The following is a 12,680-nucleotide window of genomic DNA, read 5'->3' as shown; positions in this document are numbered from 1 at the left end:
GATATAGATAGAACGAATTAAAGTTTTTATGTCATTCTTCGATTCCACGGGGAATTCGTTTTTCGAAGGTGACTTGCTTTAATTCAATCTAAGCAGATAGAGATAATTTTTTAGAATAAGAGAGGAGGACAACGTTTTGAAACTGCGTCCAATACCAATTGCGCTTACTGTTGTCATATCGGCGGCGGTGCTGTTCGGCGGATGGTTCGTTTATCGCCAGACGACGATGCAAGGGCCGCTGCAAAAAATCGTTCAAAATTATAAAGGCGTCAACAACGCCCAATTCGATATTACCCGCAATCAGATCAATTTGAAACTGGATTTGAAGCCTGACACGAACTTATCGGGACTTGTAGACCAAATTACGACCAAAGGAAAATCGGTGGTAGGCAACCGCAAGCTGAAATTCGATTTCGTGGACCATTCCTCCGAGAAGCTGAACCGTTTCTGGAATTCCGCGATGTTCTCCGTCGCCGAAGCGATGGACAACAAGAAATATACCGAAATTCCGGCCAAGCTGGAGCAAATGGCCAAAGATTCCGGCATCAAAACCCAAACGGAGATGGATACGGACAACGTGTATATCAGCCTTAGCGACGGCGATTCCAGCAAGTTTATCGTGCTGCCCCGGAACCCCGCGAAGATAGGGGTGTGGGAATAATGCCAAGATGGACCAAAGAGGTGCTGGTCGGTTTCGTTCCGGTATTGCTCATATTTTTGGCTTATATCGGCGTCAATATCATTCCGTTGATCATTGCGGCGCTGCTGATCGGCGGGCTGCTTTTCATGGCGAGCGTTCGCGGCGGACTGGCCGTAGGAGCCGGGGCGGAGCGCAAACGCAAAAAAAGAGGGCCCAAGAAGCTGACGTTCGAAGAAATCGGCGGGCAGGACCATGCGAAGCAGGAGCTGATGGAGGCGCTGGACTTTTTGATCAAGCATGAAGAAATCCGAAAGCTCGGCATCCGTCCTTTGAAAGGGATTCTGCTGACGGGACCTCCGGGAACCGGGAAAACGCTCATGGCGAAAGCGGCCGCGCATTATACGGATTCCGTATTCGTGGCTTCGTCCGGCAGCGAATTCGTCGAAATGTACGTCGGCGTCGGCGCCGGTCGCGTGCGCGAGCTGTTCCGCGAAGCGCGCAACCGCGCCGTGAAGGAAAACAAACAAAGCGCGATCATCTTCATTGATGAAATCGACGTGATCGGCGGCAAACGCGAAGGCGGCCAGCAGCGCGAATACGATCAGACGCTGAACCAGCTGCTGACCGAAATGGACGGGATTTATTCGTCCGACAGTCCGAGAATTTTGCTTATCGCGGCAACGAACCGCAAGGAAATGCTCGACAGCGCGCTGCTCCGTCCGGGACGTTTCGACCGGCATATCCAGGTCGACCTGCCCGATAAAAAGGGGCGCGAGCATATTCTCCGGCTGCATGCGAAAAACAAGCCGCTTAAAGAGGGCGTCGACCTCGGGAAAATCGCCGAGGAAACCTTTGGTTTTTCCGGGGCGCAGCTCGAGAGCGTCATGAACGAGGCAGCCATTTACGCGATGCGCGAAGGCTTAAAAGAAATCGAACAAAAACATTTGTCCATGTCCATAGACAAGGTGATGATGGGCGAACGCACCGACCGCGAATCGACGCTCGAAGAGAAAAAACGGGTCGCGATTCACGAGCTTGGTCACGCGATCATGGCAGAGCTTGTCCGTCCGGGAAGCGTCAGCCAGGTTGCGCTCAGCCCGCGCGGCAAAGCGCTTGGTTACGTGCGGCATAATCCGACCCAGGAACAATATCTGTACACGAAAACGTTCCTGGAGGAGCAAATTATGATCGCCCTTGGCGGCGCCGCGTCGGAGGAGATTTTCTACGGCGGACGCAGCACCGGCTCGAGCAACGACTTCGAGCAGGCGCTGAACATCGTGCAAACCATGATGAAATCCGGGTTGACGTCCCTTGGCATCGTCGATTTGGACATGGTGACGAAAGAAGAGCTGATGAAAGAAAACAATGCCATTTTGGAAGATCTCATGAAACGGACGCGGACGATGCTGGAGGAACGCCGGACGATTTACGAACAGTCGCTCGATATCCTGCTGAAGGAAGAAACGCTGTCCGGAGACCAATTTCGTCGACTATTTCGTGAACATTCCCAATTACCAGCATAATTTGTGATGCTGGTTCTTTTTTTTTACTTTTTTTCTGTGCTAAGTTATTATTATAGTTTGGGTCACCATGTACCCTCCTACATTAAAGATACGGGTACGACATAGAAAATTCGCAAACAAGTGGCCATAGGAAGGTGGAAGAGAAACATGTACTTTAAAAAGATTGGCGTAATCGGCGGGGGCACGATGGGCCAAGGCATCGCCGAAATGCTGGCGACGCGCGGCCTGGACGTGCTGCTCGTGGAGAAAACGCCGGAAAAACTCGATTATTCGTATTCCATGATCGAGCTCAGCTTGGACAAACAGCTCGAAAAATGGGCCATTACCCAAGCAGAAAAAAAATTGATTTTGGGCAGAATTCATAAAGTGGTGCATCTTGCGGAGCTCGGCACATGCGACATGGTCATCGAGACGATCTCCGAAGACCTGGACGCCAAACGCGTCGTGTTCTCGCAGCTGGACCAAGTATGCCCTAGCCATATCATTCTTGCCAGCAACACGTCTTCGCTCAGCCTGACGGAGCTGGCCAGCTCGACCATGTATCCGGAGCGGGTGATCGGCATGCACTTCATCCATCCGGTAAGCAAAGTCGACCTGGTCGAAATTATCCGCGGTTTGAAAACTTCGGATACGACGTTTACGGAAACCAAACGTTTCGTTGAGGAAGTCGTCCATAAAAAAGGCATCATGGTCTATGAATCCCCTGGTTTCGTTTCCAGCCGGATGATTTGCCTCATGATCAACGAAGCGCTGCATATCCTCCAGGAAGGCGTGGCTTCTCCCGAGGACATCGACGACGCGATGCGCATCGGATACCAGTTCCAATACGGACCGCTGGAGATGGCCGACCGTTTCGGCCTCGACTCCGTCCTGGCGGCGCTGGAGCGGATGTTCCGGGAATTCGGCGAGCTGAAATACCGTCCGTCGATCGTGCTTAAAAAGATGGTGCGCGCGGGGCATTTGGGCGTCAAAACAGGCGAAGGCTTCTTCAAGTACGACAAGGATGGTGACCGGGTATGAAAATTTTAGTCATTAACGCGGGAAGTTCTTCCCTTAAATACCAGCTGTACGACATGACCGACGAATCCGTGCTGGCCAAAGGGCTGGTGGAACGGATCGGCATGGATTCCTCCATCGTAACGCACAAACCTGCGGGACGGGCCGACGTGACGGAAGTGAGCGAAATTTTGGAGCATACGACGGCCATTCGTAAAGTGCTCGGTCTGCTGACAAGCCCTGAGCACGGCGTGATCGGTTCGGTCGACGAAATCGAAGCGGTCGGGCACCGCGTCGTTCACGGCGGCGAATATTTCGGCGAGTCCGCGGTCGTGGACAGCGACGTGAAGTCCAAAATCCGCCAGCTCTTCGACCTGGCGCCGCTTCACAACCCGGCTTCCATGATGGGGATCAAGGCCGCCGAAGCCAATATGCCGAACATTCCGCAGGTTGTCGTCTTCGATACCGCCTTCCATCAATCGATGCCGGAACATGCGTACCTGTACGCCATTCCGAGAGTGCTCTATAAAAAGCATAAAGTAAGACGCTACGGCGCGCACGGCACGTCGCATGATTACGTCAGCCAAGCCGCGGCGGAATTCCTGGGCCGTCCAATCGAAGATCTGAAAATCATCACCTGCCATATCGGCAACGGAGCCAGCATCACGGCCGTGAAAAACGGACGTTCCATCGATACCTCGATGGGCATGACGCCGCTTGAAGGCCTGATGATGGGCACGCGCAGCGGCGATTTGGACCCGGCGATCGTGCCGTTCGTCATGAACAAGGAAGAATTGACGGTCAACGAGGTCAACTCGATGCTGAACAAACATAGCGGACTTTTGGCGATTTCCGGCATCAGCAGCGACATGCGGGAAATTACCGAAGGGATGCAAAACGGCGACGCCAATTCGAAGCTGGCATTCGACATGTACGAATACCGTCTCCGCAAATACATCGGTTCGTATGCCGCCGTCATGAACGGCGTCGATACGATCGTCTTTACGGCAGGCGTCGGAGAGAATTCGGTTGTTTTGCGTGAAAAAGTATGCGAAAATTTGACTTATCTGGGCGTCGAGCTGGATAAGGAATTAAACGCGATCCGTTCCGGCGAACCGCGCCGCATTTCTTCGGCCAATTCCAAAGTGGAGGTTCTGGTGGTCCCGACCAACGAAGAGCTTGTCATCGCCCGGGACACGAACCGCCTCGTACAAGGATTGAAGTCGTAGACGCGAAATCATCGAATACAAGCAAGTTATTGTAAAGGGAGAGATTTAGGCATGGCCACCAAAAGTGTGATTCGTGACGTGAACAAGCACGTAGGAGAGACCGTTACGATCGGCAGCTGGATTCATAACAAACGTTCGAGCGGAAAAATCCAGTTTCTGCAGCTGCGTGACGGCAGCGGATATATTCAGGGCGTCGTCGTGAAAAACGAAGTTTCCGAGCAGGTATGGAACGATGCCAAAAGCCTGACGCAGGAAAGTTCGGTATACGTCACCGGCGTCATTCGCGAGGAGCCGCGCAGCCAGTCCGGCTATGAAATGACGGTAACGGGACTTGAAATCATTCACTTGACCGAAAATTATCCGATTACCCCGAAAGAGCATGGCATCGATTTTCTGATGGACCATCGCCATCTGTGGCTGCGTTCGCCGAAGCAACGCGCCATTTTGGTCATCCGCGGAGAAATTATCCGCGCCGTTCAGGAATTTTTCGATCAAAACGGATTCACACTGGTCGATCCGCCGATTTTGACTCCGACGTCCGCGGAAGGAACGACGAACCTGTTCCACACGAAATATTTCGAAGAGGACGCCTATTTGACGCAAAGCGGCCAGCTTTACATGGAAGCTGCGGCCATGGCGCTCGGTAAAGTCTATTCCTTCGGGCCGACGTTCCGCGCCGAAAAATCGAAAACCCGCCGCCACCTGATCGAGTTCTGGATGATCGAGCCGGAAATGGCCTTTACCGATCATGAAGAAAGCCTTCAGATCCAGGAGCAGTTCATCACGCATGTCGTGCAATCCGTCGTGAAAAACTGCAAGAAGGAACTGGAAGCGGTCGGACGCGATATTTCCAAGCTGGAGAACATCCAAGCGCCGTTCCCGCGCATTACGTATGACGATGCCATCAAATTCCTTCAGGAAGAAGGCTTCGACATTCCGTGGGGCGAAGACTTCGGGGCACCGCATGAAACGGCCATCGCCGAGAAATACGACAAACCGGTATTCATTACGCATTATCCGGCGGGGATCAAGGCGTTTTACATGAAACCGGACCCGAACCGTCCGGAGGTCGTGCTGTGCGCGGACATGATCGCGCCGGAAGGTTACGGCGAAATCATCGGCGGTTCGCAGCGGATCGACGATCCGGTCCTGCTGGAACAGCGTTTCAAGGAGCATGACCTGTCGATGGAAACGTACCAGTGGTACATGGATTTGCGCAAGTACGGAACGGTGCCGCATTCCGGATTCGGTCTGGGGCTGGAACGTACGGTAGCTTGGATCTGCGGACTCGATCACGTTCGCGAAACGATTCCGTTCCCTCGCACATTGTATCGCCTCTACCCTTAATAAAGAGAGATGAAGCTCATGGACGGCGCAGGATGGAACGCATGGGCCGAGGGTGCTTCCTTCGGCCTGGGATCCGGCATGGCGGTCATTCCGTATGTGCTGCTCCGGCATTACCGCAAACTGAAGCTGAGCGATCAAGAGGTGTTGCTGCTCATCCATCTGATATCTTTCAAGCAGGTGGAACACAAAGATTTTCCGACGCTGGAAGAACTTCAGGAGGTGATGGGCGTCTCGGCCCAAGCCATCGCCCAGAGCCTACAGAAGCTGCTGAAAGCAGGGATGATCAGCATCGACGAAGAACTTGACGAGCTCCGCAACATTCAATACGAGCGGTACAATTTGTCCGGCTTGTTCGAGAAGCTGGGCATGCTTTTGGCGGATCAGCGGAAAAACAGGTCCACTCCCGCGTCACGCCCGCATTCGGACACCGGTCCGGAGCAGGAAGCGGGCCGCAATCTGTTCGTCGTGTTCGAGAAGGAATTCGGACGGCCCCTGTCGCCGATGGAACTGGAGGCCATCTCCGGATGGATCGATCAGGACCGTTATCCGGAAGAATTGATCCGCATGGCGCTGAAGGAGGCCGTATTTGCCGGGAAGGTGCATTTCCGGTACATCGACCGGATTTTGCTGGAATGGAGCCGCAACCGGGTCAAAACGGTCAGCGATGCCAAAGCCTATACGCAAAAATTCCGCAATGGCGGACGAGCATAACATGACGGACCGCATGCGGCGGGCATTTTAATGGCGAGATGTTTTGAAATTCCACGTAAAGCGTGCCTTTCCGGTGCATTCGGAGGGCACGCTTTTGTGGTAAAATACATAGGAAACGAGAGTATGGACTGAACGAATATCGATGTTGGGAGGACATCCATGAAAAACATATTAATCTTGGGTGGAACGCGCTTTTTCGGCAAAAGGCTTGTCCGTTTGCTTTTGGACGAAGGCTTTAAAGTGACGATCGCCACCCGGGGAAATACAAGCGACGAATTTGGCGACCAGGTGGAACGCATCCAGCTGGACCGCAACGATAAAACTTCGCTGATGAAAGCGGTCGAAGCGGGGCAGGAGTGGGATACCGTCTTCGATAATATCTGTTATTCTCCGCAAGCCGCCAAGGATGCCTGCGAAGTGTTTCAAGGCAAGGTAAGGAGATATATCCTGACTTCGACGTTGTCCGTCTATGACCCGGCTCCGCGCAAACATAAAGAAAACGACGTGAATCCGTATATTTATCCGGTAACGCTCGGCGGAAAAGACGATTTTTCCTACGGGGAAGCCAAACGGCTGGCGGAAGCGGTATTTTTGCAGCAGGCCGATTTTCCGGTCGCGGCGGTACGTTTTCCGATCGTGCTGGGCGAAGACGACTACACGGGCCGGCTGGAGTTCCATATCGATCATATCAAGCAGGGGCAGCCGATCGGCATCCCGAACCTGAAGGCGGAGATGTGTTTCATATCCTCCGGCGAAGCGGCGTCGTTCCTCGCCTGGCTGCGAAAGCAGCGCGTCGAAGGGGCGATCAACGCATGCTCGCAAGGGGTTGTGAAGCTGTCCGAGCTGATCGGGTGGATCGAAAAAGAAACCGGCAAAAAAGCGGTGATCGCCAAACAGGTTCGCGATGAGGACAAATCCCCGCTCGGCGTTCCCGATTCGTGGGTGATGGATACGAGCAAAGCGGAGCGATTGGGCTTCGAGTTCCAGCCGCTTCGTGCTTGGCTGCCGGCGCTGATCGGCCGCATGTCTGCCGAAAGATGATGAAACTTCGCCTTGTTTTAAGCCTTTTCCTGCGGGGAAAGGCTTTTCTTTTTGCGATCGCACGGGGAAATCTATCATGCTAAAAATTGTTTTTGAAAAAGATGCAGGGTTGGCGGAACGGTTGTCGTCTATTGTTACGGGGAAGGGGGAGAGAAAGATTGACGAAGCACGATTGATCGATCAAATCAGGCGCGGCGACCAGGCTGCATTCCGGATGCTTGTGGAGCAATACTCGCAGCATGTGTTCCAAACCGCCTATTCCGTGCTCAAAAACGCCAAAGAAGCGGAAGATGCGGCACAGGAAGTTTTTTTGCAGGTCTATAAATCTCTCCCGGAATACCGTTCCCAAGGGTTCAAAACATGGATAACCCGTATTTGCGTGAACAAGGCGATCGACGCCAAACGCAAGATAAGCAGGCGGCGGGAAGAGCAGATGGCCGATGGAGAGCTCATCGAGCACTTGCCGTCGGCGGAAGAGGATGTGCTGAGGCAGCTGGTCCGCAAAGAAAAGCAGAAGCTGCTGGAGACAAAAATGGACGGTTTGCCTGCCCAGCACAGGGACATTTTAGTTCAATTCTATATAGAGGAAAAAAGCTATGACCAGATCGCCAGGGAGCAAAACATTGCGGTAAAAACGGTAGAATCGAGGCTTTACCGGGCGCGAAGCTGGATTCGGAAGCACTGGAAGGAGGAAGAATGGGATGAATGACAACCGGAAAGCGATGCCGTCCGTCGAGGCATGGGCCGCATACATCCGCGGGGACGAGTCGGTACGGGAGCAGGTGGAATATATGGAAACGCTCCTGCTCGAAGATGAACAGGCGCTGGAGATGTACATGAAAGCGCTGGAGCGGGAAGGCTCGGAACTCCCCGTTTTGGCGCAGCCCGAGCGGTTTGCGGACAATGTCATGTCGCGGATCGGGAATCCTCACGCCAAAGTCGTCAACATGGAGGCAAAGGACGACAGGCGCCGCTGGTACGAACATCGCTTGTTCCATTATGCCATAGCAGCTTGCCTGACGCTGATCTTCCTCTCGGCGGGGTGGTTCGATAAGCTGACGCCCGGTCCGGAACATGTCAAAAAACATGCCAACGAGTCATCCTTCAGCGAAGAGCTGGTTAAAGTTACGACGGGCTGGATCGACCGGCTAAAGCCTCAAGGCCGTTAAAAATAATGACCGTACCGTTTAGGATGCCTTGGGCATCCTGAGACGAACATTTTTTGAAAGGACAGATGAACGTGGAACCTTACCGCAATAAAATGACAGCCTTTATCCTGAATTTCATCCCTGGGCTGGGGCATTATTATATGGGCAGAAAAGGAAGAGGATTCGTTTATCCGTTTCTGTTTTTCGGGGGAATCTTGTTCGGTTTTATGCTGGCCGTCGCCAACACGTACGAAGCGTTTTTTTTTATCGTTTTGACCGCGATTTGCGCGATAGCGCTGTGGCTCGTCTGCATGCTGGATTTGGTCGTGTTTTTGCTGCGGCAGCCTGCGTTCCCGCCTCAAGGTTATGATCCTAACGGATATTACCCTGGCGGCCATCCGCCGTACGCCGATCCGCATGCGCCGCCTGCCGGCATGTTCGCGGGGCAGGATGAAACGGGAGGCGGCTATGCGTATCCGCCGTATCCGCCCCGTACCGGATCGTCCCAGAGTCCGGAAAGCGAACGTTTTTATACGATTTTGCTGTCCTTCGTGCCGGGACTCGGCCATTTGCATATGGGACTCATGCAGCGGGGACTATCGTTTTTGATCGCCTTTTTCGGCTTGGGCACGATCATGTTTTTCCTGACCGGACTTACGAGCCATACGATTTTCCTGTTGTTCCTCGGCGTGCTGCCGATCATCTGGCTCTACTGCATGTTTGACGCCGTTCAGCTCATACACCGCAGACAGTCGGGGGAAGCGCTTCGCGACCGTTCGCTGTTCGACGATATGGAGGCGGGCCGCGAGGAAGGCAAACGGAGCAAAGTGATCGCGACGCTGCTGTCCGCTTTTCCGGGCGCGGGGCATATGTACCTCGGACTGCAAAAACGGGGGCTGCAGCTGATGGTGATTTTCCTTGGCAGCGTGTATGTGCTGGATGTGCTGCACTTGTCCCTGTTTCTCTTTCTCATTCCGCTGGTCTGGTTCTTTTCGTTTTTTGACGGGCTTCAGCAAACGAGCCGTTATGGACGCGAGCCGCTCGTGGACCGTCCGATCATCGAAGGCATTTCCGACCACCAGCGCTGGCTGGGCATCGGGCTGGTGCTGCTTGGACTGTATTACGTCGGATCCACGATCTTGGTCCCGTTCCTTGACCGGTGGTTCCCGGAGTGGTTTATCGAATATAAAATGCGTTATTTGAAGCCTGCTCTCGTGTCGATCCTGCTCATTGCGGGCGGCATCAAGCTGATGACCGGTTCGGATAAAAGCCGCGCGAACAAAAATAGGAAGTTTCACTAAACGCGGACGCTGCGGAAACTTACATTCGACTGCTTGCCTACGGGGCTGCCCGGAGGATGGGCATGATCGCGGAAACAAAATTACAACATCACGTTTACAAAGGGGGAGCGGCGGCTTCCCCTTTTGTTCTGTATTTTTTTATTTAAACCATACATTACGTTTGTGCATCTTTCGGACGATCTGCTAAGATGTGAAGGGATTGAGCGATCGCCGGAAATGAACGAACAATGACTTGGAGTGTGAGCGTGATGGAAATGGCAACGATAGAAGATTTTTTGAAGCTGGATTTACGGATCGGCACGATCATAAAAGCGGAAAACTTTGCGAAAGCCCGCAAACCCGCCATGAAACTCGAAATCGATTTTGGCGACTTGGGAATCAAACGTTCGTCGGCGCAAATTACCCAAAGATATTCGCCCGGACAATTGGTGGGGAGACAAGTGGTAGCCGTCGTCAACTTTCCGCCCCGCAGGATTGCGGGTTTCGATTCGGAAGTGCTGGTCCTTGGGGGCGTTCCCGGGGAGGGGGACGTCGTGCTGCTGAAGCCGGATTTGGTTGTGCCCAATGGAACGCCGATTGCTTAAGCGGCTGGAACGCATTAGGGGAAGAGGCTCCGCTATGGTATAGTAAAGACATGAATTCAGGACAGAAACGGAGCGATTGACAGGATGGCCGAGAACAAACAAAACAAAGCAAAGGGAGCGGCAGGCGGCCGGGGAACGGAACAACGCGATTTCAACCCGGCGGGCGACCGCCGATCCAAGCGACAGGCTGCCCATCCGAAAGAAACAGGCAAGCATGGAAAATCAGGGGAGAAATGGCATGGAGCGGCCCCAAGCACAAAAGGGATCTCCCCTAAAAACGAACCTTCCGCTGAATCCGTGAAGGTAGGAGAAAAAATCGTCGTGACGATCAAACGGATCGGCATTAACGGGGAAGGCGTCGGCTACTACCGGAAGAAGGCGGTTTTCGTGCACGGCGCACTGCCGGATGAGGTCGTGAAGGCCAAGGTTACCCGGACCGAACCGGGATATTTGACAGGGGAAATCATCGAAATCGAAAAAAAATCGCCGCAGCGCAAAGAGCCGCCGTGCCCGATTTATTACAAGTGCGGCGGCTGCCAGATTCAGCATATGAACTACGATGCCCAGCTGCAGGCGAAAGAAGAGATTATAAGGGAGTCGTTTCAGCGTTATACGAAGCTGGAGACGCTTCTCATTCGCCCGATCCTCGGCATGGATAACCCGTGGGGATACCGGAACAAAGCCCAGCTTCAAGTGGGGCGGGAAGGGAAGGATGTCATTGCCGGCCTGTATGCGATGGGAACGCATCGCCTGATCGACATCAGCGGCTGCCCGATTCAGCATCCGGTGGTGAACCGGGTCATCGAACAGGTCAAGGAAGTGCTGGAGGAGCTGGATATCCCCGTTTATAATGAACGGACGCGCGAAGGCGCAATCAGAACGATCGTGGCCCGCGTCGGGCAGACCAGCGGCAAGGTCCAGCTCACGCTGATTACGGCGACCGACCGGCTGCCCGATTCCAGAAGGCTCGTCGGGCACCTCCGGGCGCGCCTGCCGATGGTGACGACGATCGCGCATAATATCCACAAAGGGAAATCGCCGCTTGTGTTCGGCAGCAAAACCGTCATTTTATGGGGTGAAGAACAGCTGGAGGAGTCTCTTGGAGACGTGCGGTTCGCGTTGTCTCCGCGCGCGTTTTTTCAGCTGAATCCCGAACAGACGGTGAAGCTGTACAATGCCGTCCAGGAAGCGGCCGGCCTTAACGGTTCCGAGCTTGTCGTCGATGCCTATTGCGGGACGGGCACGATCGGCCTTTGGCTTGCGCCGTTTGCGCGGGAAGTCCGGGGGATCGAGCTGATACCGGAGGCGGTGGCGGACGCGCGCGCCAATGCCAAATCGACGGGCGTGGACAACGCGCATTTCTACGAAGGCCGCGCCGAACAGCTGCTGCCCGAATGGGTGAACCGCGGCATCCGCCCCGACGTCGTCGTCGTCGATCCGCCGCGTACCGGATGCGAGCGTCCGCTGCTGGATGCCATCGTCAAAGCCAAACCGAAGCGGATGGTGTACGTATCTTGCAACCCGGCTACATTGGCGAAAGACTGCCAGGTGCTTATCAGCGGCGGCTACAAGATCGAGTGGGCGCAGCCGGTGGACATGTTCCCGCAGACGAGCCATGTGGAGTGCGTGTGCTCCTTGATTTATAAGGGGGGAGCATAGAGGCATGAAGGGGAAACGTTGCACGTTTACCCACTTGCCGCCAATGCAAAGAGAGCAAAGACACCCTGTGGGATTGATGCCGCAGGGTTTTATGAGGTAGCTCGGATTCGAGGTTCAGGAATCTCTTGTATGAGCGGGGGAACCCCATGGGAAAAGCGAAGGTGCTGGAAAAAGCAAAAAGGAAAGCAAGAGAAATTAAACGCAACATTTTTGTGCTATTCCTAGCTTACAAAGACCCAAGAGTATCGTGGTATGCTAAGCTATTTACGATAGTAGTTGTTGCCTATGCATTTAGTCCAATTGATTTCATCCCCGATTTCATTCCTGTTTTGGGTTATATTGATGATTTAACCTGAATTTCGAAAGTAACATCGTCTGAAAAACAAGAAAAGGGCTCCAATTCTTTGGTAGAATGGTGTTTGTCCAGAACATCACCTACAAAGAAAGGAGCACCTTTTAGATGAAGTCTACCACACCCGTCAGCAAAATCAAGACCGAATT

12 protein-coding genes and 1 pseudogene are annotated in these 12,680 nt (G+C 53.7%); all 13 read left to right on the top strand.

What is annotated here, in order from left to right:
* The first annotated feature begins 136 nt into the window (after positions 1–136).
* Positions 137–661, top strand: coding sequence for a hypothetical protein (locus KI367_RS00065; protein WP_212946770.1), 525 nt, complete (start codon positions 137–139; stop codon positions 659–661).
* The gene (locus KI367_RS00060; RefSeq protein WP_212946769.1) at positions 661–2,163 is read left to right on the top strand and encodes an AAA family ATPase; all 1,503 of its coding nucleotides are present in this window, start codon (positions 661–663) and stop codon (positions 2,161–2,163) included. Before KI367_RS00065 ends, KI367_RS00060 begins: the two co-directional genes overlap by 1 nt.
* Positions 2,164–2,310: 147 nt before the next feature.
* The gene (locus KI367_RS00055) at positions 2,311–3,183 is read left to right on the top strand and encodes a 3-hydroxyacyl-CoA dehydrogenase family protein (protein WP_036710120.1); all 873 of its coding nucleotides are present in this window, start codon (positions 2,311–2,313) and stop codon (positions 3,181–3,183) included.
* Positions 3,180–4,388 carry an acetate kinase gene (locus tag KI367_RS00050; protein WP_212946767.1) on the top strand — a complete coding sequence of 403 codons (1,209 nt, stop codon included), beginning with the start codon at positions 3,180–3,182 and terminating at the stop codon, positions 4,386–4,388. Before KI367_RS00055 ends, KI367_RS00050 begins: the two co-directional genes overlap by 4 nt.
* A 51-nt stretch (positions 4,389–4,439) precedes the next feature.
* Positions 4,440–5,735: an asparagine--tRNA ligase gene (asnS, locus tag KI367_RS00045; RefSeq protein ID WP_036710124.1), complete on the top strand. Its 1,296-nt coding sequence runs from the start codon at positions 4,440–4,442 to the stop codon at positions 5,733–5,735.
* Positions 5,736–5,753: 18 nt separating this feature from the next.
* Positions 5,754–6,446, top strand: a complete 693-nt coding sequence (locus KI367_RS00040) for a DnaD domain-containing protein (RefSeq protein ID WP_036710126.1) — start codon at positions 5,754–5,756, stop codon at positions 6,444–6,446.
* Between the two features lie 159 nt (positions 6,447–6,605).
* Positions 6,606–7,487: an NAD-dependent epimerase/dehydratase family protein gene (locus tag KI367_RS00035; RefSeq protein WP_212946766.1), complete on the top strand. Its 882-nt coding sequence runs from the start codon at positions 6,606–6,608 to the stop codon at positions 7,485–7,487.
* Positions 7,488–7,563: 76 nt separating this feature from the next.
* Positions 7,564–8,196, top strand: a complete 633-nt coding sequence (locus KI367_RS00030) for an RNA polymerase sigma factor (RefSeq protein ID WP_212946764.1) — start codon at positions 7,564–7,566, stop codon at positions 8,194–8,196.
* Positions 8,189–8,656 (top strand): hypothetical protein, encoded by a 468-nt coding sequence (locus tag KI367_RS00025; protein WP_212946762.1) that lies wholly within the window; start codon positions 8,189–8,191, stop codon positions 8,654–8,656. Before KI367_RS00030 ends, KI367_RS00025 begins: the two co-directional genes overlap by 8 nt.
* A gap of 65 nt (positions 8,657–8,721) precedes the next feature.
* A complete protein-coding gene (locus tag KI367_RS00020) occupies positions 8,722–9,936 on the top strand; it encodes a resistance to Congo red protein (RefSeq protein ID WP_212947416.1) in 1,215 nt (404 codons plus the stop codon).
* Between the two features lie 254 nt (positions 9,937–10,190).
* Positions 10,191–10,520 carry a chaperone CsaA gene (csaA, locus tag KI367_RS00015; RefSeq protein ID WP_212947414.1) on the top strand — a complete coding sequence of 110 codons (330 nt, stop codon included), beginning with the start codon at positions 10,191–10,193 and terminating at the stop codon, positions 10,518–10,520.
* 84 nt (positions 10,521–10,604) lie between these two features.
* Positions 10,605–12,179, top strand: coding sequence for a 23S rRNA (uracil(1939)-C(5))-methyltransferase RlmD (gene rlmD, locus KI367_RS00010; RefSeq protein WP_212946760.1), 1,575 nt, complete (start codon positions 10,605–10,607; stop codon positions 12,177–12,179).
* Between the two features lie 146 nt (positions 12,180–12,325).
* Positions 12,326–12,529, top strand: a pseudogene (locus tag KI367_RS00005) (YkvA family protein); the annotation flags it as partial.
* Positions 12,530–12,680 lie beyond the last annotated feature (151 nt).

This window comes from Paenibacillus cookii (assembly GCF_018333375.1).
Taxonomy (GTDB): Bacteria; Bacillota; Bacilli; order Paenibacillales; family Paenibacillaceae; genus Paenibacillus_AQ; species Paenibacillus_AQ cookii.
This window is presented reverse-complemented; position numbering and strand designations above follow the sequence as displayed.